The 24285-nt window shown below is 60.6% G+C and carries 21 protein-coding genes; 2 read left to right on the top strand and 19 right to left on the bottom strand.

The features are described 5' to 3' along the window. Window positions 1-14: 14 nt before the first annotated feature. The 19 genes from tssK to IEV82_RS19850 form a co-directional block, all read right to left on the bottom strand. Window positions 15-1334: a type VI secretion system baseplate subunit TssK gene (gene tssK / locus IEV82_RS19940; RefSeq protein ID WP_188483842.1), complete on the bottom strand. Its 1320-nt coding sequence runs from the start codon at window positions 1332-1334 to the stop codon at window positions 15-17. After that, entirely contained in the window at window positions 1334-1882 is a 549-nt protein-coding gene (gene tssJ, locus IEV82_RS19935; protein WP_188483841.1) for a type VI secretion system lipoprotein TssJ, read from the bottom strand. The genes tssK and tssJ overlap by 1 nt, the downstream gene beginning before the upstream one ends. Next, window positions 1879-2763 carry an FHA domain-containing protein gene (locus tag IEV82_RS19930; RefSeq protein ID WP_188483840.1) on the bottom strand — a complete coding sequence of 295 codons (885 nt, stop codon included), beginning with the start codon at window positions 2761-2763 and terminating at the stop codon, window positions 1879-1881. The genes tssJ and IEV82_RS19930 overlap by 4 nt, the downstream gene beginning before the upstream one ends. Then, entirely contained in the window at window positions 2760-3506 is a 747-nt protein-coding gene (locus tag IEV82_RS19925) for a substrate-binding periplasmic protein (RefSeq protein WP_188483839.1), read from the bottom strand. Before IEV82_RS19925 ends, IEV82_RS19930 begins: the two co-directional genes overlap by 4 nt. 5 nt (window positions 3507-3511) lie before the next feature. Continuing rightward, the gene (gene tssH / locus IEV82_RS19920; RefSeq protein ID WP_188483838.1) at window positions 3512-6076 is read right to left on the bottom strand and encodes a type VI secretion system ATPase TssH; all 2565 of its coding nucleotides are present in this window, start codon (window positions 6074-6076) and stop codon (window positions 3512-3514) included. A gap of 11 nt (window positions 6077-6087) precedes the next feature. Continuing rightward, complete coding sequence (locus tag IEV82_RS19915) at window positions 6088-7026, bottom strand: type VI secretion system baseplate subunit TssG (RefSeq protein WP_188483837.1); 939 nt, start codon at window positions 7024-7026, stop codon at window positions 6088-6090. Further along, the gene (gene tssF / locus IEV82_RS19910; protein ID WP_188483836.1) at window positions 7017-8816 is read right to left on the bottom strand and encodes a type VI secretion system baseplate subunit TssF; all 1800 of its coding nucleotides are present in this window, start codon (window positions 8814-8816) and stop codon (window positions 7017-7019) included. Before tssF ends, IEV82_RS19915 begins: the two co-directional genes overlap by 10 nt. Before the next feature lie 4 nt (window positions 8817-8820). Beyond that, a complete protein-coding gene (locus IEV82_RS19905; protein WP_188483835.1) occupies window positions 8821-9225 on the bottom strand; it encodes a GPW/gp25 family protein in 405 nt (134 codons plus the stop codon). Beyond that, window positions 9226-10572 carry a type VI secretion system contractile sheath domain-containing protein gene (locus IEV82_RS19900; RefSeq protein WP_188483834.1) on the bottom strand — a complete coding sequence of 449 codons (1347 nt, stop codon included), beginning with the start codon at window positions 10570-10572 and terminating at the stop codon, window positions 9226-9228. A gap of 70 nt (window positions 10573-10642) precedes the next feature. Next, a complete protein-coding gene (gene tssC / locus IEV82_RS19895; RefSeq protein WP_188483833.1) occupies window positions 10643-12130 on the bottom strand; it encodes a type VI secretion system contractile sheath large subunit in 1488 nt (495 codons plus the stop codon). Window positions 12131-12132: 2 nt separating this feature from the next. Then, entirely contained in the window at window positions 12133-12639 is a 507-nt protein-coding gene (tssB, locus tag IEV82_RS19890; RefSeq protein ID WP_188483832.1) for a type VI secretion system contractile sheath small subunit, read from the bottom strand. An 18-nt stretch (window positions 12640-12657) separates the two neighbouring features. Then, on the bottom strand, window positions 12658-13179 hold the full coding sequence (locus tag IEV82_RS19885) for a type VI secretion system tube protein Hcp (RefSeq protein WP_188483831.1): 522 nt from the start codon (window positions 13177-13179) through the stop codon (window positions 12658-12660). A 49-nt stretch (window positions 13180-13228) separates the two neighbouring features. Next, the gene (locus IEV82_RS19880) at window positions 13229-14626 is read right to left on the bottom strand and encodes a type VI secretion system protein TssA (RefSeq protein ID WP_188483830.1); all 1398 of its coding nucleotides are present in this window, start codon (window positions 14624-14626) and stop codon (window positions 13229-13231) included. A 46-nt stretch (window positions 14627-14672) separates the two neighbouring features. Then, the gene (locus IEV82_RS19875) at window positions 14673-15698 is read right to left on the bottom strand and encodes an ABC transporter substrate-binding protein (protein ID WP_188483829.1); all 1026 of its coding nucleotides are present in this window, start codon (window positions 15696-15698) and stop codon (window positions 14673-14675) included. Next, entirely contained in the window at window positions 15691-17763 is a 2073-nt protein-coding gene (locus tag IEV82_RS19870; RefSeq protein ID WP_229747932.1) for an MFS transporter, read from the bottom strand. Before IEV82_RS19870 ends, IEV82_RS19875 begins: the two co-directional genes overlap by 8 nt. Next, the gene (locus tag IEV82_RS19865; protein WP_188483828.1) at window positions 17760-18611 is read right to left on the bottom strand and encodes a hypothetical protein; all 852 of its coding nucleotides are present in this window, start codon (window positions 18609-18611) and stop codon (window positions 17760-17762) included. Before IEV82_RS19865 ends, IEV82_RS19870 begins: the two co-directional genes overlap by 4 nt. 145 nt (window positions 18612-18756) lie before the next feature. Then, entirely contained in the window at window positions 18757-19050 is a 294-nt protein-coding gene (locus IEV82_RS19860) for a PAAR domain-containing protein (RefSeq protein ID WP_188483827.1), read from the bottom strand. 14 nt (window positions 19051-19064) lie between these two features. Continuing rightward, window positions 19065-19634, bottom strand: coding sequence for a DUF6931 family protein (locus IEV82_RS19855; RefSeq protein ID WP_188483826.1), 570 nt, complete (start codon window positions 19632-19634; stop codon window positions 19065-19067). A gap of 10 nt (window positions 19635-19644) precedes the next feature. Continuing rightward, window positions 19645-21600, bottom strand: coding sequence for a type VI secretion system Vgr family protein (locus tag IEV82_RS19850; RefSeq protein ID WP_188483825.1), 1956 nt, complete (start codon window positions 21598-21600; stop codon window positions 19645-19647). 899 nt (window positions 21601-22499) lie between these two features. On the opposite strand from IEV82_RS19850, the gene ispD reads away from it, so the two are divergent. Further along, on the top strand, window positions 22500-23192 hold the full coding sequence (gene ispD, locus IEV82_RS19845) for a 2-C-methyl-D-erythritol 4-phosphate cytidylyltransferase (protein ID WP_188483824.1): 693 nt from the start codon (window positions 22500-22502) through the stop codon (window positions 23190-23192). 90 nt (window positions 23193-23282) lie between these two features. After that, window positions 23283-24263 (top strand): IS1595 family transposase, encoded by a 981-nt coding sequence (locus IEV82_RS19840; protein WP_188483823.1) that lies wholly within the window; start codon window positions 23283-23285, stop codon window positions 24261-24263. The last annotated feature ends 22 nt before the right edge of the window (window positions 24264-24285 follow it).

The raw sequence follows: 24285 nt of genomic DNA, 5'->3' as shown, positions 1-24285 counted from the left end.
ATGCCCGTTCATGTTCAGCCCAGCATGTAGAGGGTTGCGTCCACCGTGGAGATCCGGTCATCCACATGCAGAGCAAGCGCCTCACGCTTGTTGAGAAAGCGCTGCCAATGCGCGCTGCTGGTGTTTATGGCGAAAAATGCCGCGTCACTCCGGGAGCGCAGTTCAGCCGGGGCTGCCGAAAGCAGCGTCAGGTCCACGCCGGGCAAACCACGCGAAACAAGCTCCGGCATTGCCGACAAACCCGCAAGCTTGCACGCCAATGGTCCCAGTTGCGCCAGCGCCGTTGCCCCATCCGGCCCCGAAAGTGCCAGAATGGGACGCCGCTCCTCGGCCAGAACCCGGGCTGGAATGATCAGGCGCAACAGACGGCGATTTTCAAACAGTTCCGTATTCCACGACAGCGCCATGACGCTGGCCGGCTTTTCGAGTGTGAGCTTGCGGCGCAAGGTTCCCAGAACCTCCTCGAAGCTTTCGGCCATCTTTGCCGGATCATAAAGCAATGTCTCGGGTGTGGCCTGGCCCAGAATGGCATCAAGCTCCACCGAGAGGCTGGCGAGATGGCCGAACAGCGCGCGGGGCGAGACACGTCCCAGATGTCTTGCATTCTGCAACACCAGAAGCCATCGGTTGAGGACCTGAAGCTCAAGCCGCTCGGTCATCAGGCTCGCCTCGCTGCGCATGCCGGTCTGCGTGGCCACGCGCCCTGCAGCATTTGCAGCCCGCACCCGCGCCAGCGAAATGGTCTCCTCCAGACGCTCCGCCAGGATGCGCGAGGCACGCAGGTCAATGGCCTGAGGCATGAAGGCGCGATCGAGGATCACCCTGCCCTCGGCCGTCTTCTCCAGGATGCGTGCCACCGCAATGGTGGCAAAACCGGACAGATCGACACTGCCCAGCTGCAGGCTTGCCCCCACATCCGCCATTTCGGTCTCCACGGGCTCATTGTCAGGATCATTCAGATCCCGAAGATCCCGGCGTGTCTTGATCATCCGGGCTGTCTCGCCCGGCTCACCGAACTGGGATGCTCCGGTGATCGCCAAGGGAACAGCGATGTGAACGAGTTCATCCACCAGCCCATCCGGAATGTCGATGACCAACTCCCTGGCAAGCCGAAAGAACAGGCGATCCGGAAGAATGCCCGCAGCACCACGCACCGCGAACTTGCCTATGGCCAGCGCGTCCGTGTTCAGCTCCAGCTCGCTGACACCGTAATCACCGGAGAGCAGATCGAGCTGGGCCACTTCGTTGACATAGCGCTGCAAGGCACTGTCGAAATGCTGGAAGTGTTGCGGGGCAATGAACATGCCCTCTGACCAGACTATGCTGCCATACATCACTTGCCTCCTCCAAAGAGCCAGGCAAGCAGGCCAAATCCCTTCTTCTCCTCTTCCGCGTCTTCCGTCTCATCCACAGGGTTGCGGAACTGGATCGACACGCCGGACGACGTGACCGAAATCGTCACACCATTGTCGAGGCTCTCGGTATCGATCGGCACTGCCGCGCGAAACTGCTGGGTTTCAAAATCGGCAAATTCCGCAAAGGCGCCCAAATAGAACACGTCCGGTTCCAGGTCGAAGGCCACCAGGCGTGTTTCACCGGGGTAGAGCGGCGAGAGGCTGCGCTTGTCGAGAACAACGCCCGCAAGATCAGGCGCGTTGTCGTTGAAGATCCCCCAGAAATCCGCAGCCTCGAATTCGCTGCGTGAACTGAGCTGGTACAGGCGCACCACGATTGGATTGGCCGCGTTGTTGTATTGATTGACATTCGGCCCGGCCTGCACGCTGAGCGTCTTGTTCACCGGCATCGGTGGCTCTGGCTCCGCGGCGCAGGCGACAAGCAGACATGTCGCTGCAAGCAGCACTATATGACGAAACACCTTCATAGCTTGCGCATCTCCTCTGCAAACAGCGCCATGAAGGTCCGCCGAAACTCTCCACTGGCTTTTTTTCTGGAAAACTGCCGGGAATGAATCTTCCAGTACCGCTTCTGATGGTTCACGAGACGCGGGATATACTCGTCGTAATCCTCTTGCAGGACAGCCGGATCCATCTCGTCAAGAAACCGCTCGAGCGCCCGCTCCATCGCCGTGGACACCTGCTCTCGATAAAGAGTTGCTCGCAGATGGGTGTTCTGGAGCGCCGGCGCGGTCTGATAGCGCGTCATCTCCATGACCTCGCCCGGTTCTGCGAAAGCCGGTTCGGCAGCCGCTGGCTGAGGATGGGACTCGGCGCGCGGCGGTTCCCGCATCTCGGGACCCTCGGCAAAAGGGTCGAACATGAGATCGGGATCCAGATCCATCTCGCTGCCCGAGAACCCCATGTCAGGCTCCGGAAAGACCTCTTCGATCTCCTGATCGGGCAGCAGCGGCGCATCATCGGACATATCGGTTTCAACAATGAATCTCCTTTCAAGAAAATCGTTTACAGGCTCTTCCTGACGTGCGGATTCAACGATGCCGAACAGCAGCTTGTAGCCCGCAAAGCTGACGACATCCCCATCCTGGAGTGGCTGTGGCTGCTTTGGCGGCAAGGGTCGGCCATTCATGATGGCCCCGGAAATGCTCGTGTCATTGACTGCATACCCACCTGACGGCGTCTTGCTGACGACCAGGTGTGTTGGCGCAATGGTCTCTGCCAGATCCGGCAGACAGATATCTGACCCGAAATCACGTCCAACCGTGAAGGACGCCCCAGTGAGATAGAACTCCCGCTTCATCACCGTCTCAGTGGGCGGGATCTGCAAAAGCTGAACACTCAAGGTCATTGGGGCTCCGACATGCAGCGTTGCACCTGGCTGTTGAAACGGGACAGGAAGAGAGGATTGGCCTCCGTATATTGTTTGGAGAAATGGACGCTCATATCCTGGCGGCCAAACGGGATTTTCCGGAACTGATCCTCGGACAATCCGCGTTTTTCCATGTAATGTGCGAAGATCATCTCGTATTCGAGGGCGACGTCGATATCCCCCACGATCAGCATGTTCAAAAGCGCTTCCGCATCACGTGGCCGCATCACGACATTGTACCCGTTGCGATGCAGAAGCTGCCATTTCGAGGTGGCGAATTTCGCGCTGTACCGCGCCGAGAGCGCATCGCCCGGATCATTGGGATCGATATCGGATCCCAATGGCAGGTACCAGGCCAGATCCTCGGAAACGACCGCCTCCGAGGGCACGGCGTAATTGGCCCGGGTATTGGTCGCCGATCCCACGAAGAACCCGTCGAAACGCCCGGTCTGCGTGCCAAGCTGCGCATCCGCCCACACCGTCATGTGCAGCTCGTAAGGGACATTGATCGCATCCAGAGCGCAGCGCACGCGCTCGACCGCGATACCGGTCATCGCATCGCCTTCGATCATCTGGTAGGGCGGCAAGTCCTGTGTCGCAAGCCGGAGCACCGGAGAGCTTTGCGCCCAGGCCGGATCGGACAGACCCAGGACACAGGTGCACAGCACCGCCACCGCTCCCCGGATCCGATGCCGGCCCCCATGGAAGATGCGTCGTCTCATCAAGATCACTCCATGCTCAGAACGACATCGGACCCGTCATGCGCCACCGAGATCGACCGCATCGGCTTGTCCTCGATCACCCGGGCAATGCATTCCTCGGCCAGTCGCGGCAGGAATTTCTTGTTGATGATCGCCTCAAGCGCACGCCCTCCGGACAGGGGGTCGGAATTGGCCTGCACGACATAATCGACAAAGCTCTGTTCCCAGCCGAACGTGGCCCCGTATTGTGCGGCAATCCGCTTCTTGATCCGATTGAGATGAATCTCCGTGAGCTTGCTGCCGACCTCCGGTGTCAGAGGACGATAGGCGATCAGTTCGGTCCGGCCGATAAAGGCGGGGCTGAACCAGTCGAGCAGCAAGGGACGCAGGTGATCAGACAGTTCCTGCGAGCTCGGGTCATGATCGGCCCCGGTGATGTAGTCGCGGATCTCTTCACCACCGGCATTGGATGTCATGATGATGATCGTGTTGCGGAAATCGACCTCATTGCCTTCACTGTCGGAGATGTGCCCCTTGTCGAAAATCTGGAAGAAGACGTCCTGGATCTCGCGATGGGCTTTCTCCATCTCGTCGAGCAACAGCACGCAATACGGCCGGCGGCGCACGGCCTCGGTCAAAACCCCGCCCTTGCCATAGCCGACATAGCCCGCAGCCGCACCCAGCAGCATCGACACCTTATGGGCTTCCTTGAACTCGGTCATGTTGATCGTCGTGACCGCGTCTTCCCCTCCAAAGAACTGGTCGGCGATGGCCAGGGCGGTCTCGGTCTTGCCGACACCCGAAGGGCCACACATCAGGAAGACGCCGATGGGCTTGCGCGTATCCGTCAAGCCGGCACGGGAAATCTTGAGCGAACGGGCGATGGCCGCAATGGCATCATCCTGCCCGATCACCCGCTCCTTGAGCGTGTCCTCGAGGCCCAGAAGCCGCTCGGCCTCGCTGGCCCCGAGATTGGCAATCGGAACACCGGTCCAATCCGAAACAACCTCGGCAATCGTGGCCTGCGTCACCCAAGGATGCACAAGGATGATCTCTCCCGCATCGCCGGTCTCGACCGCCGGGGCTACGACACCATCATCGCCCGCCGCCACACGCGCGGCCGCAAGCCTCTGCTGCACTTTTTCCTTCTGATCCTCCCACATGGACATCCGGTCCGCGACCGTGGCCTGCAGGTCCTCGATGCTGGAGTTCAGCGCAGTCGGATCAAAGCCCGCATCGCCAAACATGCGCGCATCCGCCTCCGACTTGGCCAGTTCGGCCTCCACGAAGCGCAGCTCTTCCTCCAATGTCTCGATCTGGACCGGGCGCGCATGCTGCGACAGGGCCACCCGGGCGCAAGCCGTGTCCATCAGGCTGATAGCCTTGTCCGGCAGACGCCGCGACGGCATGAAGCGGATCGACAGATCCACGGCCGCCTTGATGGCCTCTTCGCGCACCAGCACATCATGGTGCTTGCTCAATCCCTCGGCCACGGCACGCAGGATGTTGACGGAGGCATCACGGGAGGGCTCGTCGATGGTGATGGGCTGGAAACGGCGCGACAGGGCCGGATCCTTCTCGAAATACTTCTTGTACTCGGCAAAGGTCGTGGCCGCCACTGTGCGGAACTCACCCCGGGCCAGGGCCGGCTTCAAAAGGTTCGCGGCATCGTTCTGCCCTTCGGTGCCCCCCGCTCCGATCATCGTATGGGCCTCGTCGATGAAGACGATGATGGGTCTCTCGGAGGCCTGGACCTCCTTGATGACGTTTTTCAGGCGCTCTTCGAATTCGCCCTTCACACTCGCACCCGCCTGCAAGAGTCCCATGTCGAGACTGACAAGATCAGCGCCTCGCAATTGTTTGGGGACTTCACCCGAGGCGATCTTCTGCGCCAGACCCTCGACCACGGCGGTCTTGCCCACCCCGGGCGCGCCCAGAAGGATCGGGTTGTTCTGACGCTTGCGCAACAGCACATCAATGGCCTTGGCAACCTCGTTCGTGCGGCCCAGAACCGTGTCCAGCGCGCCATCGCGGGCAAGCTGAGTCAGGTTGACCGTGTATTTCTGCAAGGCGGTCCCGTCACCGCCACCGGCAGCATGGCCACGCCCCCCCTCAGGGGACAAGGCTGCGATGCTCCGGCTTTGGTCAGCCGCAAAAGCTCCCAGCGCATCCGTGGACATCGGCCTGAGACCCTGCAGGGTCACGGCCTTGGCACCCAGCGTGTTGGGCAGCTGGGACACCAGGAGAAACACCTCTGGGGTGATCTGACCCAGAGACATCTCGACGGAAGCATGCAGCCAGGCCTGCTCGATGAGCTTGCTCAGGGACCCGGACAGGGTCGGCTGCTGTTGTCCATTGCCCGATCCATGCGGCATCTCCCGTTCCAGCTCGGATTGCAGTTCAGACAGGTTGACGCCTTGATCCTCAAGAAACGCCCGCATTTCGGCATTGCTGCCGTAAATGATGTGATAAAGCCAATGCGCCGGCTCGACCGTGGCGGCCTTGCGCTTGATGGCTTCGCCAACCGCATTTTCGAGATCGGCTTTCAGGGAGGGGGAGAGACGGGCGACAAGTTTCGTCAGGCTGGCCAATGGAACATACCTTATGCTGAGATTTGAGTGAGTTTGATGCTGGCCCGCGCATCAGGGCGGTGCTCGGGCCTCAAAAGATTATACGCGCCAAGACGATCCGCCCGCGCAGGATGTGCCGAAAGACGCGGCGCGGTAAGACAGCGCCGCGTGATCGTGGCATAAAAGCTCACTGGCACCGGCTCGCGCAGATATTGCGCCGTGACCGAACGCAGCTCGGCCAAGCCTTGCGTGTCGCCGATCAACGCATCAAGTGCCGCGCGGTCAGCGCAGGCGATCCGTACGGAGATATGCCCCATCGGAGTGCGCCCGAACCGACCCAGAAGCGCCCCCTGCCCCAGCGCCACGGCCGACTGCCGAGACGTGGTCAGGCTGCTCAGACTGTCACGGTCGATGCAGCGCAAGGTATCGAACCTGGCGGAAACCGACACCGTAGAGCCAGTCCACCATCCCAACATTTCGCGCAGACCTTCCAGGCTGCGGGTGCGCGACAGAAGCGGCATGAGCAGCTTGAGATAACGGGTCTCCTCGGGGCTGCGTTTGAGCATGCGCAAAAGCCGGGACAGGATCGATGCCGCGGTGCGACCACGCTCATCCTGGGTGGCCACCAGAACCGACGCCCGGCGCGCGCGCACCTCGAGCGCCAGCAACCGGCGGTCAAAAAGTGCCAGGAAATCCCGCAACCCCGTATCATCACCGTGCACGGCCGAAAGCATTGCAAACTGGATATGGTCGGGAAGCGCACTGTCAAAGCTGGTCAAAGGCGCTCCGGCCAGTGCGGTCGAGGTGATCCCGCTGTTCTGCGCCAGCACGCCGCCCGATTGCGTGCCATCGGGATAGGGATCGAACGCACCCTCCTGCAAGGCACGTGTATAATGCGGCACATCCAGACGCGCAGCCTGCACAAGCGGCAAGTCGATCAGAACCCGGGCGGTCTTGTCCTTTATCCGCATACCTGGCCCCCATGCTGACGCTTGAAGACCTTGAACGGCTGGTTGCGCCCGCGCTCCCGCAGGCTGAGCTTGAAAAACCGGTCATAGCTGATGAGAGAGGCAAAATAGAGATGCAGCGCGGTTGCAAAAACATGCCGGGCAAAGGGCAGCGCCTCGATATCAAGCACGACCTCGATCTGGCTGCCCGAGGACAACAGCACCTTCCGGCCGATCTGCACCGGCGCGATGGATTGGGTCACGGTCACATCCCATATCGCGTTTGCCACATCCGCATAGCCGGACGGGGCACACAGATGCAGCGCCTCCTTGAGCGCTTCTACCGGGCTTTGCGCATCGAACACGGTGGTGAAGTTGCCGTTGATGAGCGAGAGCACATCCCACAAGCGTTCCGCCCGCATGTCCGGCAGAATGGGCACGCTGGGCTCATCAAGCAGGCGAAACGGGGTCTCGGCCAGGCGATCGTCACTGAAGAACACCCGCGTGCCCGGACGCAATGCAAAGGCCGCCTTGCCGTTGGAGCAATAGAGATCAGCCACGAAATCCAGCGGCTCGGGATCGGGACCAAGGCCGGCCTCGACGGAAAAACTCACCTCGCGGCGCGCAAGGTCGAATTCGCCAACGACAAAGCGCTCCTGCCAGACCGGCAATGTCCGGGTATCGCGCCGTCGGGGCGAGGTGATCCGCGGCAGCAAAGCCTCCCCTTCCGAGGTCAGCTTGCGGATGTCGCGGATCTGAAGACAGGCCACATTCATATCCGAGGCCGAACTCGGTTTGACCGGCACCTGGGTCCGGGCATAATCATACCGCACCGGCAGAGACTGATCGAGATAGAGGTTCACGACCGGCACGACATTGGTCGCCAGGTCCCCGAGTTCCACCGAAGACAGTTTCTGTGCGCCCTCGCTGGACAGGAAGAACCGCAGCTCGACCGGGCCCGTGGGACAGGCCTGGAACCCCCCATCCGTCTGGGAAAGCGTGAAGAATGACGCCTTGTCCGGATAGGCCAGGAAATCCCGCAGCCGCGAGAGTGCCGGGGGCTGCGACGCCTCCCGCGGCAGGAAGGTGCTGTTGTCCCACCCCATCGTGAGTCCGAACCCGTCCAGGGGCACCATATGGCTCTGTCGCGCCCGCTGCAGATCCGTCCGGGCCGCTGCATAGCCCACACCCAGAACGTCTCCGCTGAGCACATCGATCAGGCGGTGCTTGCGGCCCCCCGACGCCGACACGTAAAGCTCCAGCCTGTCGAGCCCGACATCCCGCAAGCCCTGACTGGCATCAAAAGGCGCAAGGGTGATGCAAATGGCCGCCTCACAGCCCCGCAGATCCTCGGGCACATCGAACCGAAGCGGGGCACGCTCCAGTGTCACAGCGCGGATCTCGCAGGGTTTGAGACCGACATCGCGCGCCACCGTGAACAGGCAGTCCGTGCTGTCAGCGGTCAGCGTCACCGGCATGCGTGTCCCTGCCCTCAGGGTGACCGGATCACTGAGCTCATCGGCCTGCGCATCGAGCTTGACCGCCCCATAGCTGGGCGCCCCGAGCAGGAACGTGGGGGCCAGCATGCGGATCAGATCAAGCGCGGTTTCCGGCAGGGTATCATCGAGACGCTTGGAGAGACGGGCCGCATGCAGGGCCACCGAATCCGCCAACCGCTGGACATCCGGATCCGACGAGCGCCCCGCACTGATCCCCAGCGCCTTGGCTTTCTGCGGATGGGTCGCCGCGAACGCATCGAAGGCGCGACGCATGTAGTCGAGCTCGGTTTCGTAATACTGGAGGATCTGGTCCATCGGATCAGCCGGCCCCCTCGGCATATTGATCCATCCGGGACAGGGTCTTGACGATTTCGACCTTGTCCGTCCCGTTCTGGCTGCGCACCGCGCCGGCAATAAAGAAGGTCACCGCGTTCTCGGTCGTATCTTCCTGCAGGGAAATCTCGGACATCAACGCCAGGCGTGGCTCGAATTTCTCAAGCCGGTCCCGCAGCATGCTGCGCACCTGCGTGTTGCGCTGTCCCTCGCCCAGGGCCCAGTCCATGGGCACGCCGAAACACAGGTTCGACAGGCGCACATTGGGCAATTCCGGCCCGACAACCTGTTCGGGTGCAATGGATTGCAGCAGGGTTTCGATATGAAACCCAACGCGATCCTCGATGCTCTGGTCATCCGGCCTGTTGAGAAAGGCAGAGGCAAAACTCATCTACGCCGCCTTTCCAGGCTTGCCCGCACCGAAATCCGTGCGCAGCGTGATATCCCCCAGCACATTGTCGATCTGGTATTGCGGGCGCACGATGACCTCGCACTGAAACCGGGCCCGGTCACTGACGGATTCCGTGACCCGCACACGCGCGCCCTGCAGCGGGAAGCGGGCCTGCAATTCATTCGAACTGCTGGAGCCCGAGACATAGGGATCAAACCAGTCATTGAGGATCTGCTCGCATTCCGCAGAGGTCTTGACCTGGCCGATCAGCGCGCGGATCTGCACCTTCAGATAATGCACGATCCGGCAGGCAATCATCACCGATTGCAGCTGGGTCACGATCTCGGCCGCCGCCGCCCCCCCTGTCTCGGTGACCGAGCGGTTGCCGACAAAATAAAGCAGGTTCGTCTTGGGGCTTTCGGCAAGCGGGATGAAGCCCTGCTCTGAATACAGATGCGCGAGATTGCGGGTCATGCGCAACTGCGCACGCCCCCCACGGATACACCCTTTCGGGATCGGATGCTCGGTGGAAGCCAGAACAGCCCCCTCTCCCGGGGTCGCGCCGACAAGCTTGAGAAACCCGAACCAGGCACAGCGCAGAAATTCCGCAATGGCCGTGCGCAGGAAATCATACCCCGCAGACCCCCAGAGCCCGTCACTCTCGGAGGGCCATTGATGAAAGCGAAACCCGATATCGAGATCCTCGTAGCGTCCCCGCAACTGTGTCCGGAGCATGACCAGTGCCAGGAACCGCGCATTGGGCAGCCTGCGAAGGGTCTGCCAGCTGCGATAATCTTCCCCGTTCAGGATATTGGTGATCCGACGCGCATCCGTCAGCCATGCAGCGTCGGTCTCACCGAAGAAGTCCTCCGCCAGGCCCATGATGATGGGACACATGACAGCTTCTGCCAGTTCGCAGACCAGCTGGGCCGTGTAGAGGTCGTCAAACTCCGTCTCGAGACTCATCGACAAGCCATGATCAAGCATCGCCAGCCCGAAAGGTTCCCCCCCCAGAGTGTCGAGCTCGCGTTGGCCCATCAGGTTGTAAAGCACCGATCGGCGCATCTCGCTGGTGTAATGCAGATCTCGCGAGAGCTCTTCCCAGCTCAAATCGAGAATCTTTATCTTCACCGATGACGCCCCGCGCTTGGCCCAGACAACACTGGCCAATCCGGCCCAACGGGCTTCCATCTGCTGGAACGCAGGGGCCTCCAGCACCGCGGTCAATTGCGTGGAAAGAAGATCCTCCAGGTCCAGAACCGCCCGACGCAGAAAAGATGTCACCGCCTCCACATCGGCAAAGCGTGCCTGCAGGCGGTCCAGTCGGGCATCTGGAACGGATTCCATCCCCACTGCCTCTGAGGGCAGCGGAGATGGAAATGGTATGAGATCCGAAGCATGGGTCACAGAGGATCCATCACCCGCCCGGAATTTTCGTGACCATACGGACCGAGGTCGTCAGCTCTTCAAGCTGCAACCAGGGGCGGAGATAGGCCACGGCAGAATAGGCCCCAGGCTTGCCCGGCTGCTCGATCACATCGATCGTGCTTTCGGCCAGCGGTGTCTTGGAGCGCTCTGAATTCCCCATCGCGCCCGCATTGGTGTACTGGTCGATCCAGGACTGCAATTGGGACTTGATGTCATTGGCCTCCAGATTGGAGCCCAGCATGTCCCGACCCATCACCTTCAGGTAATGCGCAATGCGGCTGGAGGCCATGATATAGGGCAGACGCGCCGAAATCGCGGCATTCGATGTCGCATCCAGGTCCACATAGGTCTTCGGGCGCTGCGCCGTCTGGCTACCGATGAACACCGCATGACTGGTGTTCTTGTAATGCACCAAGGGCAGAAAACCGAGATCCGAGAGTTCCTTTTCCCGCTCATCGGTGAGGTTCACCTCTGTCGGGCAGGCCTGCTGCACATCCCCCGCATCCGACTTGAAGGTCAGGTTGGGCAATTGATCGACCTTGCCGCCATTGTCGAGACCGCGGATCGCCGTACACCAACCGAACGCCGTGAACGCCTCGTTCATCTTGAGCGCCATGTCATATGCAGCGTTGGACCAGACCAGTTCGCTGTTGTCCGCGGGACGCTGGTTGCCGTCCGCGTCCGTGGCCAATTCATGGTAATCGAAGGTCTTGGCTTTCCCACCATTTGCCCCGTAGGGCAGGCGCGCAAGCGTGGCCGGCAATGTCAGGGTGACATAGCGTGATTCATCGCTGTCACGGAACCCATTCCAGGCCGCGTAGGTCGGAGAGTCGAAACCGGCTGCCACCGGGCGACCTTCGGCAAAGCTCTCGAAACTCTTGTACTCGAACATATCGGCACCAGCCGCCGCCACGAAGGGGGCATGACAGGCCGCAGCCGTTTCCGCCATATAGGTCAGAAGCGCCACATCCTCATCGCCATAGCCGAAGAAATAATCCCCCATCAGAAGACCGTAAGGCTCACCACCAGCCGTGCCGAACTCGTCCTGGTACAAGGCTTCGAACAAGGGGCTGCGGTCTACGGCCGGAGCATCCTCGAACTGTTCGAGAAGCTCTTCCTTGTTGTAGTCGACAAGCTTGATTTTCTGCTGCGAGCCGAGCTCGGAATTCCGGACAACCTTCTGAACCCCGCGCCAGGACCCCTCCAGCTTCTGGAACTTGTCATTCTGCATGATTGCCGACATCTGCTTGGACATCAGCTTGTCGATCGCGGCCACGGCATTGCGGATCGTCACACCGACATTCTGATCCCAGACAATGGAGCCTTCCATTGCCTGGGACGTCAAAACAGACAGGAGTTCCTTGGTCTGATCTACGGGTGTCTGGGACGTCGCCTCCAGCGCACGGTCAAGCAGACTGACCTTTGCCTCGGTTTGCGTGGCTGGCGCTGCGCCGCCACCTGCTTCAGTTTCCGACACGTTTACTCTCCATCTTTCTGAGTGCTGACGCCCAGTTCGTCGCCAAGCGCCTTGACCATGTCCGCATCCTGCAGAATTTCCTTGAGCACTTTTTCCAGATCGCGCGAGCGATCCGCCTTGGCGACGAGTGTCATCAGTTTTTCACGCGTTTGCGCCAATTTGCGCAGCGGCTCGACCTTGTCGACAATCGCGTCCGGTTCGAAATCCTTCATCGACTTGAAGTCGAGTTCGACCTGGAATTCCGATCCGTCATCCTGGATCTTGTTCTCGACCGTGTAGCTCAGTTTGGGTCCGACCCGCGCCATCACGTCGTTGAAATTGTCCTTGTCGACCGAGTAGAATGTGCGGTCTTCCAAGGGTTCCTTGTCTTCCCGGTCACCGGAATACCCGCCGATCATGCCAATGATGAAGGGCAGTTCCTTTTTCTGCAGCGAGCCGCCATCCTCCACATCAAACGTGATGCTGACGCGGTTCTTGCTGACACGCTTCTGTTGTGCGTTCAGTGCCATGCTATCACCTCCCTGGGATTACTTCTGGGCTTCGGCATTGCCCGAAACGAGCTCACCGGTCTTGAGATCGAACTTGACGGTATCGCCCTTGGTCACGGCACCCGCCTCGTCCTCGACGTAATAGGTGATGGACACGGTGGTGAACGAAATGCTCATGGTGTTCTGACCCGGGGTCACGTCGTAGCTGCTCAGACGGCCCTGTTCCACGGTGATGATCTTGACCGGGATCAGACCCTTGCCGTCGTTCTTCTGCTTGGTCTCGAGGATTTCGAATGTCTTGCCCTTGTCGCCAGGAGCAAAGAACAGGGTCGACAACACGGCCGAGGCATTGTCAGCGCCACGGGAAACCATGAGATCCGAAATCGCCGGAACTCCGACTTCCGCATCTCCAGCCGAGCCCACGGCAACATAGACCGAGCGCGAAAATCCCACCGAATAGGCGTCTACCGGGAAGAAGCCTTTCTTTGACGCAATCTCCTTGACCGTGGCCATACCAGGAAATGTGTCGATTCCGTCGATCCGCATGAACAATCCGGACATAGTGTACCTTCTTTCTTTGTTGAGGTAATTTTAGATTTAAGCTATTGATTTACCATTGAAAATTTTCCACTGGCAAATCAGGTTCAGACCCCGGAACCTCCGGTTCTGTCGAAACACCCACCTGGTTTTGCGCAACCGGCTCCAAGGCCGCTGGCGCCGTGGGCGGGGTCGGATCAGCGCGTGGCGCGGGGGCGCTGGCCCCAGCGACAGCCGGTGCAGTTGGCACAGGCAATGCAGAGGCATAATCAGGCAGGGTTGGATGCTCGATCCCCCCTGCAGCCCCTGCACCGCGCTTGCCGAACGTGTCGGAAAAGCCCTGGCTCTCGAGACCCGTCATCAACGCCATCTGCGCCATGCCGACACTGCCTCCGGTGAGGATCTCGCGGTACAGCTCGCCTGCGCTCAAGTTGCCCCAGCGCACCGCACGGTCCAGCAAGAGGCAGATCGGCGAATGCGGCTCGGTCGTCCGGAAATAGGTCGCAAGACCGGCAATGGCCCGCAGAGCCTCCGTTCGATTGGCCAGATTGGCAGAGGGGTCAAATCCACTCCCTGCCCCCCCACGGGCAGCCAGGGGGGCGGCCTCAGCCACCTCACCATGGTCCGCAGCACCGCTCGGCACCTCGGTCTCGGACGTTGCCTCCGCAGCACCAGGCCAGGGAAAGCCCCTGCCCTCGACAAGCCGCTGCACCATGGCGAGAATATCACTCGCGATACGGCGCCCATAGCCGATCATGGGCGGTATCTGACCATTTTGGGCGGCGTATTTCTTGAGCCTTACATCCAACCTGTCGAACTGGCGCTCCATCTGCTGCAGCGCTTCGATGTTCTGGACCAACGCCTCTGTTTCCGACTCGAGTGCCGCACCGGCCTCGGCCCGCAGCGCATCCAGCGTGCCGTTCTTCTCGGCCAGAATATACTTGCCATAGGTCACTTCGCCGATCAGCCGATGCGCCGTCATCGGAGCCGCAAGCAACCCACTGCCTTCGACCTCGCCGACCAGCTGCACGAAAGGTCGAAGACGCAGCTCGGCGATCTCTGACGCCCGCGCCGCATCGCTATCCCCCTTGAGCTTGTCGGAGGGCGGGACGGGCTGCAGATCCTCGAGATGCTCTTCGACAAGATCGGCAAGCACGGTCAGGACGGCGGCGCAATTCTGCAATGGACGGTCCCGATGCAGCTGCGCTGCCGTAAACCAGGTCAGGATCTCCAGATCCTTCGAGGTCTCCCTGAGACAGGTTTCACATTGCTCCGCGAGCGCTGTCCAGGCCGCCGTATTGGCCGCTGCCAATTCCCGGTTCTCCAGCGACTCCTGGGTTTCCGACAGGCTTCGCCACGCCGCCTGCGCCGCGTTGAACGCATTGCGCAGGGCCCGGTAGATGGACTTTTCTCCCTTGACATAAATGCCAAACGGAAGGTCCCCGGGGATCGGAGCCTTCAAATGCTCCATGACATATCCCCCGTCAGAAAAGGCCGTCCGAGGCAGGCAGGGAAGATCATTGCACAACCTCCGCCACGCCGATGAGCGACAGGGGCGGATAGAGCCCGAGCTGCCGCGCAGAGGTCATGTTCAGAATGATCGAGTACCGGTTCAATGCCTTGATCGGCAGCGACCCGGCAGCTTCACCGTCCAGCACGATGGCTGCCGCCTGCAGCGCCGCCAGGCGCCCCACATTGGCATAGCTGGTGCCAATGGCCATCAGCGCCCCGCCCTCTTCCACCATCTGCGTGTAGGCCGAGAACACCGGCAGATCGAGCGCCGCAGCTGCTGCGACAAACTCTTTCTGGTGCTCGAGATTATAGGAGCTGGAACCGACATAGATCGCCTCCGCCCCTTTCGCCTTCAGCGCGGCCATGGCCTCGGGGATCTGCGCGACAGGCACGTCTCCACGGGCGTCGGGCGTGTAAAGATGCTCGACCAGGGAGAAGCCGAATTCCTGCGCAATATCGCGCAGACTTTCGGTATTGAGCGTCGAATTGAGCTCACCGGGATGGTTCAGGACGCCCAGCCGATCAGGTCGGAAATATTCGAACATCAAGCGCAGCTGGACCTCTTCGGGCACCCGGTTGCGCACCCCCGATACGTGATCCCTGCCGCTGACCTCGTAGCTCTCCACCAGATCGGACGCCACCGGATCGGCCACGATCATGAAGAGCGCGGGAATGTCCCCCAAGGCAGAGCCCGTGCCGTGCTCTGCCCGTGTCCCCAGAAGGGAGCTGGACACGGTGGTGCCCCAGGTCACGACCAGATCGGGCCGCTCGGCAATCAGACGCGTCTGCACCTCGGGCAAGAGGTTCTTGTCGCCCGCAACGTCGGTCACCTCGATGCGCACCGGAAGATCGCGATCCTCAAAATAGCGGATGAAGCCCTTGCAGGCTTCTTCGCAACCCCGCCAGACAACCATGTGCACATGGCGTTCAGGCAGGTCAGCCCCCTCCTGGGCCTGCGCCAGGGCCGGCATCGGGCCGAGAAGGCTGCAGCCCGCAATCAGGACCAGGCCGGCAAGGAGACGCTCAAGCATGGGCCAGACCCTTTCCACGCTTGAGGGAAATCCCCGCCATCACCAGTCCCATGACCGTCACGGTCACGCCGATGATGGCTGCCACCTGACCATAGTCGAGCTGGACAAGCAGCGTCGCCACGACGACGGGACCGATCACGGACCCGATCCGCTCACTGGTGCGCAACAGGCTGAGCGCCCCCGTCCGGGTGATGTCCGGGCTCTGCTCGGCCGCTTCCATCGCGGCAACGATCAAGGGCGCCTTGAGGAAAGCATGCACAACCCCCAAAGCGGCCACAACTGCAAGAACAGCCGCCACACTGGCATTCTGATAAAGACCCAGCAGGACAATGCCCGACAGCACCGTCGCCCCGATCACCATCCACAGGTTCTTGCCAAGCCGGTCGGCAAAACCGGACGCCAGAGGGCTGATCGGAATGATGATCAGCGAATAGAGCATCATGATCCGCCCGATCTCGGATTGGGTCGCATCCAGGCTGGCCAGATAGATCGGCACGAACAGATAGAGAATGCCCGTCAGGATCACCTTGGCCGGGATCGCACAGAACAGCACGATCAACACGAATTGCGTGTTTCGCATCAGGATCGCAACCGGGCTGCGGCTGGTGCCTTGGGGCACTTTCTTGACCTCGGGTGCAGGCAGGTCCGTGCTCAGCATGGACCAGCCCAGAACACCCGCCAGCAGGGAGAACCCCGTGGCGATGAGGAAGACCGGCTTGTAGCCCAGCCAATCCGCCAGGATCGCCCCGATCGCCGTGCCGCACATAGTGGCCGTCATCAAAACACCGACAAAGATCGCCATCCCGCGGGCCCGGTTCTCGGCCACCACAACGGCCGCGATATAGCTCTGACAGCTGATCGTGATGACGGCATAGCCAACCGCCGTCATCGAGCGGCCGATCAGGATGTCATTGGCGCTCGCGGCAAAAAAGCAGATCAGATAACCCGCAATGGCCGGCACGAGACCTGCCATGAAGAGCGTCTTGTTGCCGAACCTGTCCACCAGACGGCCGGCAAAGGGCGTGAAGACGGCGATCACGAACATGAAGGCCGAGATCGGCAACCCCATCATGATGTCCCGCGCGAAGAGATCGCTCTCGGTGTGGAACTCGGCCACAAAGAGCGGCAGGAAGGATTTCTGCAATTCCTCGGCAAAGGAGAACACGAAAAGCGGAATGCGCGCGTCCATGATGGAGGCCCCGCTGCGCGTATCCGTGATGTAGAGCCCCCGTCGTTCGCCAAACGCCGACAGCGTCACGCGCCGCGCCCCCTCCTCTAGAGTGCGCAGAGCCGCCGTCAGCGCATCCCGCAGGCGCGCATTCTGCGCATTGAGTGCCTGGATGAACTCCGCAATCCGCCTGGAGCCGCGCCCCACCTGATATTGCCGCAAATCGCCCGAAGCCCGGCGGTTGATCGCGGATTCTGCCTGTCGAAAAGGCTCTGTCAGCTGCGAAGCGGACACCACAACCACCACTTCCAGCGCCACCAGCGACACCGCGATCAGGATCACCAGAGTGTCAAAGAAGACCGATGTCATCTTGCCGTTGAGATAGGACTCGTCGATCGTGGCCTCGACACGGGCAAGCACCACGCCGTCGCGCATCACATCTACCGAAACAGTCTCCAAACCATCGGAACGACCCAGCAAGATGGCCGTGACATCACCGATTTCCTCGATGATGTTTGTCGCCCATTGACCATCGATGTCCATGTCCTGACGGGGGGAACTTGCCTGTCCCAAGGACCGTTCGTCGCTGCCCATGGCAGCAACCACGCGCATTGCCTTGACCTCTGGATGAGCTGCGATGAGGTCGTCGATATAGGTGTCGAGCCCGCGAATATCATCAAAAGGGATACCAATTCGCATCGCATATTCGATGTCGCGCTGCACGGCGACCGCAACGGCGCGCGCCTTGTCTTCCAGGAACGGACGCAGGCCAGCGTTGAATTCCGACACCGTCACGATCAGGCTGAGCGCCGCAGCAAGGATCATCGCCACCGTGGTGCTGAGAAACAAACGGCGCGAGAAACCCCGCATCAGGGACACAGGTTGCACAGCACTCATGCCGGTGTCCCCCTCGCAGCCGATCTGCCCTCGGTCAGAAGCGCTTCGAACTCCGCCTCCGCAGCGGCGAAGGCGGCATCGCCCTCGGCAATGGCCTCACGCAACATGTCGGCGTCCGCCCCGACCTCGGCCGAAGCCGCATCCTCGCTCGGCGCAAGCGCCTGATAGGCGTGACGGACAGACGCGAACTGGAAAATGATGAACGGAATGATCAGCACAGAGATCAGTCCAAAAATGATCAGATAGGCATTTGTCATGCGAAAGAACGTCAGACGGGACTGGCGGGTGAAGGATTCCGTCGGAGTGGTCAGAATGACCGCTCCCATGACCGCGTTGCTGCTGTCATAGAGCAGCCGCCCCGTGTACAGCCGCGGGCCCACGTCCAGTCGCGTGACGGTGTCTCCGCTGCCCAATACGCGCCGCATGACTTGGTCGCGCTCCGAGGGCGGTATATCCTCCGAGCCGCTCGACAGGATTGATGTCCCGATAGGCGATACGATCAGAATGTGCGCGATGGAGGGGTCACGCCCCTGCTCGCGATCAATCAGGTCCTGAAGCCCGGACATCTCGTCAATGGCGAACCCCAGGGATTCCGCCCGGACAATGGCCGCCTCGATCGCCGAGGCAGATATCTGCAAACGAGAGGATGTGGCTTCTGCCACAAGCGCACGGAGTTTCAGATGATTGAGCGAACTCTGAAGAACAAGCATCGCCCCTATGACAAAAAGGATCGATAAGATGACCTTGGCATAGATTTCTCGAAAAACGATCCATCCAGACACAGACATTACGCTCCACTTAAATTGCAAGATTTGCGCAGACATGACGTCCAGCGCGAAAAACCGCACACCATATGCGTGATCAAACTTGATTTAAGGCTTGGCTGGGAGCGCTTACAGATACAATAGCGCGTTGGATTTGAAGAAATAAATTATGTTTAATCGTTAACCAAATTTATTTAAAAAATATCAAAAGGGTCTTTAAATATCTTATTCATCCCGCCAGAACTGTCGGGCAGCCTAGAATGATTGTTCCGCCATGCGCACATTGATCCCCCATCCGCGCGAGAGGCTTCTTGGATACCAGAACCGTGGCGCTGCCCTTGACCACGGTGTCGGGGGGACCGACACAGACAGCCATGCTCCCCATCCCTGCAGCAGGCAGCATTCCGATCAGAACTGTCGGGGCCGCCGGCATGACGACAGGACCACCGACATGCGGCACAATTCCGGTCACCATCGGGCAGACATGCATGTCCGTGATACGCGCTGCGGGTGGGCCGGGCATCAGATCCGTTCTCCTTAACCGAGCACGCCGGGCCAGCCACCGCGCGCAACTTCCATACCGCGGTCAAAAGTGGCCTGGCCGGCTGCAGCCAGACTGTCCTCGGTTTCTCCAGCCAACAGGGAAATCGCCCCCAGAAGCCCACTTGCATGCAGCCCGGACGGCGGCAGCACCACCGGACCCTTTATGGGACCGATGCTGCCCGAACCGTTCCAGGCCACCGCATTGCACAGCCAGCCAAGCGGATCTTCGTGACCCCGATCTTCTGCGGCCTGCATCAGCGCCACACGCGTGCCCTCCTGGGGATCACGCACCCATTGCGTCACCAAAGCGCGCAATGCCTGGTCCGGCGCAGAGGGCGCACGCAACAGGTCGCCCTGCACGGCAAGCGCCCAGCACACCCCCTCCCGAGGCGGCATGCCATGTGCAAAATAATGCACCAGATCCACGAAAAGAGCCTTCTCGTGCAATGTCTGAAGCGCCAGTTCCGGCGACATGTCCGCGAGGATCACCTCCCCCGCCTCTTCACTGAGCACAAATCGCTCGAGCACGGGCAGGCTGGTGTCAAAGGGGATTTTTCGAAGCATCACAGGCCCATCAATTGATCATGCATATGCCACCCTGCATCTTGATCATGCCCGAGCCTTTCACATCACAGATCGCGCCTTGCACGGAAAGCATCGCACTGGCTTTCAGGTCGGTCTTGAGGCCCTGCATCGCCAGGGCTGTATCCGCCTTCACATCCACTTTCATGCCCTTGACGCTCAGCGGACCACCGGATTTGAAGTCCGCCTTCGACTTGCCCTCGGCGGTCAGGGTCGGGCTCGATATCTTGATGGCCGACGAGGTCAGCTCGATCGACGAACTGCCCACCTTCAAGACAAGCTTGGTATCGGCCTCCAAGGTGATGGTCTTTGCCGTCACCTTGTCACTGGTCTCGATATCGGCAGTGCGGGTCTTGGCCGTCACCTTGATCGCGTTGGTGACAGTGGTGACGAAATCCTTCTTGACCTCGAGCTTGCATGTCTCGCCGATCTTGGTGGTTTCGAATTTCTTGATGTCCCGCAACACGTCGTTGTTGACGATCAGGTTGTAATCGCGCGCTGCCCGAACCGCGATCAGCTCACTGCCCTTCTTGTCGTCGAACTCCCACTCATTGGGCTCACCCTCCAGCTGGCTGCGAAAGCCGGACCGCGTCGTGTTCTTCGCGATGAAGGGAGGCTTGTTCTTGGCATTGTAGATTTGCCCGGTGATGATCGGCGCATCCGGATCCCCCTGCAGGAAGGACACCAGGACCTCATGTCCGACCCGCGGGATGAACTGGGCGCCATAGCCTTTGCCCGCATAGGGTTCGGCCACGCGCAGCCAGACGGTGTTCTCCCCCTCCTTGTCCCAGAAAAAGCGCACCAGCACGCGCCCTTCCGCGTCACAGAAGGGTGTGCCCGCCTTGGCCCCGCTCCCGCCAATCACGATGGCATTATGCACCCCGGCAATCACGGGCTTGGGCAGACGTTCAGGCACCGCCTTGTGGGTCTTGGGAATCGCCTCGAAGGTACAGAGCAACGCATTGCCACGCACCGGCCGATACTGAAGCCCGACAATCACGTAATCTCCGGCAAACTCCCCATGACCACGACACACGATGTTGAGCGCCTGACCAAGATGCATCCCCGGATGCTCACATGTTCCCGTGAGACCAAACTCATCCCGGCGATAGGCGTCCGAGGCCACGTCAAGCTCCGTGCCGGTCACCTTGCCAGGCGTGACGGTCACCGGACGATATTCAACGATTCCCGGCTTTTCCGACAGTTTCGCACCCAGCTTGAGGGTCTCGGACGCCAGCGCCTTGTCCGCCTTTTCCGGATCATAGGTGAGCAGTTCCACCTTGCCGGGCCGCACCTGCTGGCGAAGCGTCAGCCTGTGCGCCTCCATGCGCTCGACATCGGACAGTTCGGCATCCGTAAGCTTGATGCCCTTGACGCTGTTGGGGAACGGTTTCTGCGTGTCATGCAGGACAAGGGTCTCGGCCGAACTGCCGTCATTGAAGTAAAACGCAAGACCTTCTTCGGCCAGGATCCGGCGCACGAAATCCAGGTCATTCTCGTTATACTGGATCACGATATCCCGTTTGACGGTAGGCTTGCTGCCGGTCACTTGGAGCTTCTTGAGGTTGTTGCGCTCGAGAACCACCTTGAGAATATCAAGCGCCGTCTTCTTCTCGTAAACCGCGTTGCCAAGGCTCAGCGCCAGCACTGCGAGGGGCGGGCGAATGACAAGCTCAAGTGCCGGAGACCCATTGCTGGCAACCGTGCGCTCCACGGACATCACGATCCCCGCAAAAGCGCGCGGCTTGGCATCCGCATAGACCTCCTTGACGAGATCAATGCTGCAGGGTTTGCCCAGGAACACCGTCATCGACGAGGTTTGGTCCAGAATCGTGACCTTGTAGCCCGGAACCTCGGACAGGGCTTCCTCGATCAGGAAGTCTTCCACATCATAGGCCGTCTTGCCATCTACCGTCAGCGTGACAAGTATCGTCTCCTGCTCAGCCATATATATCCTCGTTGCACGCCAGAGCGGCTTATGTGGCAATACATCACGCCCCGACCGCGCTGCATTGGGTTCGCAATACAAAATGGCGTGGGTCTTTTCTCCTGTCAGACCCGACCGGGTGACACAAATCCAATAATCGGCGCATTTCCCGCCGGACGGTCAAGGTCGCTTTGGTATTTCGCTGAATGGCATGTTCTCTGCCAACGTCAATCCCATGCCTGCAAGAGGATCACAGCATCACATATGTTGCAATGAAATCAAATTATATCAGTATGGTATCTTTAATTTCATAATTATAACTTATTTGTTATTTTACCCTCTTCTGAAAGTATTTCATCCTCAGGCACCAAACCGAATCCGAAGGCCCAAAAGCCTGATTGATGAATGCTCTTCTCAGGGGGCTGCCACCGATACAAAGAGGACTTGATACGCGCAACACGCACTGCGGCAGACATAATGCGCCGACGCAGTCTTGTGGTAAACCCAGATAGGGAACATACCGAGGCCTGCTTGTTCTGCACGAGAATTGAACCGCCAATCTCGCAGTCCGGTCCCGTTTCCATCAACAATCTGACTGTATCATCCCCCTCGTGATGGAAATACGCACACAGGCGCGCATCGAGAGGGTTGCCTGCATCCCGACCCAGACCGACGGTGTCTGCGCAAGCCTTTGCCCGGTGCAAGCGTGATGGCCTGCGGTGTTGATAGACCCCGGGATTTCGCGTCCCCCTGTCCATGCAATTCCCGCTGGCGCCGCAGAAGTGCTCGCCGAGCGCCCTCGCCGACAAACCGCACTTGCAGGATCATTTCGGGAAACGATACCTGTGTGAAAGAGACGGCATCGTTGACCCAAGACCTCGATCCTGACGCAGATCACGTGGCCGGAAAGGATGACACACATGACCAATGCCGCGCTGATCGTTGCTGCGGGCCGGGGCAGCCGGATGATGCGGGACATGCCCAAGCAATACCTGATGCTCGGCGGGCGGGCGGTGCTGTGGCACACGGTGCAGGCGTTTCTGGCCTCGGAACAGATCAACCTGCTGCGGGTGGTGATCCACCCCGATGACCGGGGGCTCTATGACAGCGCCGTGGCGGGGATCGGCGATGCGCGACTGCGGGACCCGGTTTCGGGTGGCGCGTCGCGGGCGGCCTCGGTGCGGCTGGGGCTGGAGGCGCTGCAAGACGAGAGCCCCGCGCATGTGCTGATCCATGACGCGGCGCGCCCCTTCTGTACCGCTGGCCTGATCGCGGCGGTTCTGGAGCCGCTGGCGGAGGTCGAGGGTGCCTTTGCCGCCCTGCCGGTGGTGGACGCGCTGTGGAAAGCCGATGGCACCAATGCGATCACCCCGGTGACCCGCGATGGGTTGTGGCGTGCCCAGACCCCGCAGGCGTTCCGCTACGACGCGATCCTTGCCGCCCATGCCAAGGGGGATGCCGATGCCACGGATGATGTGGCCATCGCCCGCAGTGCCGGGCTGACCGTGCGCGTGGTCGAAGGGGCCGAGGAAAACTTCAAGATTACCCTGCCCCGCGATCTTGAGCGGGCCGAGCAGATGCTCCTGACCTGCCAGCCGATCGTCCCTCGATAATAATTAGTGGGATTATCCCGCTGACACATCTCCCCCAAGATCTTGTGTTTTGATTTCCTGATCTGAGGTTATGGCTAAGTTTGCCAGCCTATGACTCACAGACCCGTCAAACGCGCACCCGACAACATCACTTTTTCCGAGATCGAGCAGATCGCCTCGGAAGAGATCGCGTGCCTCGATCTCTTCGAGCGCATGCGGTTTCCAACGGGTCTTCGCTGCGCCGCTTGCGGCGCCGCCGAAGCAGCCGGGCACCGCTTCACGCGTCATCGCTCACGGCCTGGTCTCTTCACCTGCGGCGGATGCCGGAGACAGTTCACGATCACCTCCGGCACGGCGATGCATCGCACACGGATGCCACTGGGTCAGTGGCTTCGCGCCATCTGGCTGATCATAGCGTCCAGCAAGGGCATCTCAGCCCGCAACCTCTCCGAGATGCTCGGGGTCACATACAAAGTTGCTTGGCATCTCGGGCACCGCATTCGTGCAATGATGACCGACGAGAGCGTCGTTCTTTCAGGTGTCGTGGAGATGGACGAGGTCTACGCAGGTGCTCCGCCGCGCAAGCCTCATGGCGGCGGGCCGAGCGGCGGGAGGTCCGGGCGCAGCCCGCGCCGCCCGCTGGTGCTCACGATGGCTGAGCGCGGCGGACCGGTCGTTTTCCAGCGCATCGTAAGCCATTCCATCAACGCCATCCAAAACGCGTCGCACAACCGGATTTCGGCTGATGCTGTCGTCTCGACCGATGCCCTGCCGGCATACCGCAAGGCGGTTGCCGGTCGATCCCACATCACGGTCAAGCATTCCGCGGGCGAGTTCGTTCGGTGCGACGCCGGTGGCGCAGGCATCGACGCGCATACGAATACGGCCGAGGCTGTTCATGCGGAGATCCGTCGCGCTGTGATTGGCGTGTGGCACTGGATCAGTCAGAAGCATCTTGATCGCTACCTCGACGAGATCTCCTGGCGGCACAATCGCAGAAAGGTCGGCCATCTGCGGCGTATCGCGGCAGTTCTGTTCGCAGCTGGACGGCCGCTTCCGGTCCGTGCCCTGGTGAACAACGGGGTCGCTTAGGTGTTCCGTCTTGGGCAGTTCT

It is taken from the genome of Marivita lacus (genome assembly GCF_014637725.1).
In the GTDB taxonomy this organism is placed as follows: domain Bacteria; phylum Pseudomonadota; class Alphaproteobacteria; order Rhodobacterales; family Rhodobacteraceae; genus Marivita; species Marivita lacus.
The sequence above is the reverse complement of the archived record's forward strand: the minus strand, read 5'-3'. Positions and strand labels throughout refer to the sequence as shown.

Coding starts and splice junctions, on each gene's coding strand:
- IEV82_RS19930 (WP_188483840.1), bottom strand. CDS start 2,763: ATGACCTTGAGTGTTCAGCTTTTGCAGATCCCGCCCACTGAGACGGTG.
- IEV82_RS19900 (WP_188483834.1), bottom strand. CDS start 10,572: ATGGAATCCGTTCCAGATGCCCGACTGGACCGCCTGCAGGCACGCTTT.
- IEV82_RS19870 (WP_229747932.1), bottom strand. CDS start 17,763: ATGAGTGCTGTGCAACCTGTGTCCCTGATGCGGGGTTTCTCGCGCCGT.
- IEV82_RS19875 (WP_188483829.1), bottom strand. CDS start 15,698: ATGCTTGAGCGTCTCCTTGCCGGCCTGGTCCTGATTGCGGGCTGCAGC.
- IEV82_RS19915 (WP_188483837.1), bottom strand. CDS start 7,026: ATGCGGATAAAGGACAAGACCGCCCGGGTTCTGATCGACTTGCCGCTT.
- tssF (WP_188483836.1), bottom strand. CDS start 8,816: ATGGACCAGATCCTCCAGTATTACGAAACCGAGCTCGACTACATGCGT.
- tssB (WP_188483832.1), bottom strand. CDS start 12,639: ATGGCACTGAACGCACAACAGAAGCGTGTCAGCAAGAACCGCGTCAGC.
- tssK (WP_188483842.1), bottom strand. CDS start 1,334: ATGTATGGCAGCATAGTCTGGTCAGAGGGCATGTTCATTGCCCCGCAA.
- IEV82_RS19925 (WP_188483839.1), bottom strand. CDS start 3,506: ATGAGACGACGCATCTTCCATGGGGGCCGGCATCGGATCCGGGGAGCG.
- IEV82_RS19855 (WP_188483826.1), bottom strand. CDS start 19,634: ATGCTTCGAAAAATCCCCTTTGACACCAGCCTGCCCGTGCTCGAGCGA.
- IEV82_RS19850 (WP_188483825.1), bottom strand. CDS start 21,600: ATGGCTGAGCAGGAGACGATACTTGTCACGCTGACGGTAGATGGCAAG.
- IEV82_RS19860 (WP_188483827.1), bottom strand. CDS start 19,050: ATGCCCGGCCCACCCGCAGCGCGTATCACGGACATGCATGTCTGCCCG.
- ispD (WP_188483824.1), top strand. CDS start 22,500: ATGACCAATGCCGCGCTGATCGTTGCTGCGGGCCGGGGCAGCCGGATG.
- tssJ (WP_188483841.1), bottom strand. CDS start 1,882: ATGAAGGTGTTTCGTCATATAGTGCTGCTTGCAGCGACATGTCTGCTT.
- IEV82_RS19880 (WP_188483830.1), bottom strand. CDS start 14,626: ATGGAGCATTTGAAGGCTCCGATCCCCGGGGACCTTCCGTTTGGCATT.
- IEV82_RS19840 (WP_188483823.1), top strand. CDS start 23,283: ATGACTCACAGACCCGTCAAACGCGCACCCGACAACATCACTTTTTCC.
- IEV82_RS19905 (WP_188483835.1), bottom strand. CDS start 9,225: ATGAGTTTTGCCTCTGCCTTTCTCAACAGGCCGGATGACCAGAGCATC.
- IEV82_RS19885 (WP_188483831.1), bottom strand. CDS start 13,179: ATGTCCGGATTGTTCATGCGGATCGACGGAATCGACACATTTCCTGGT.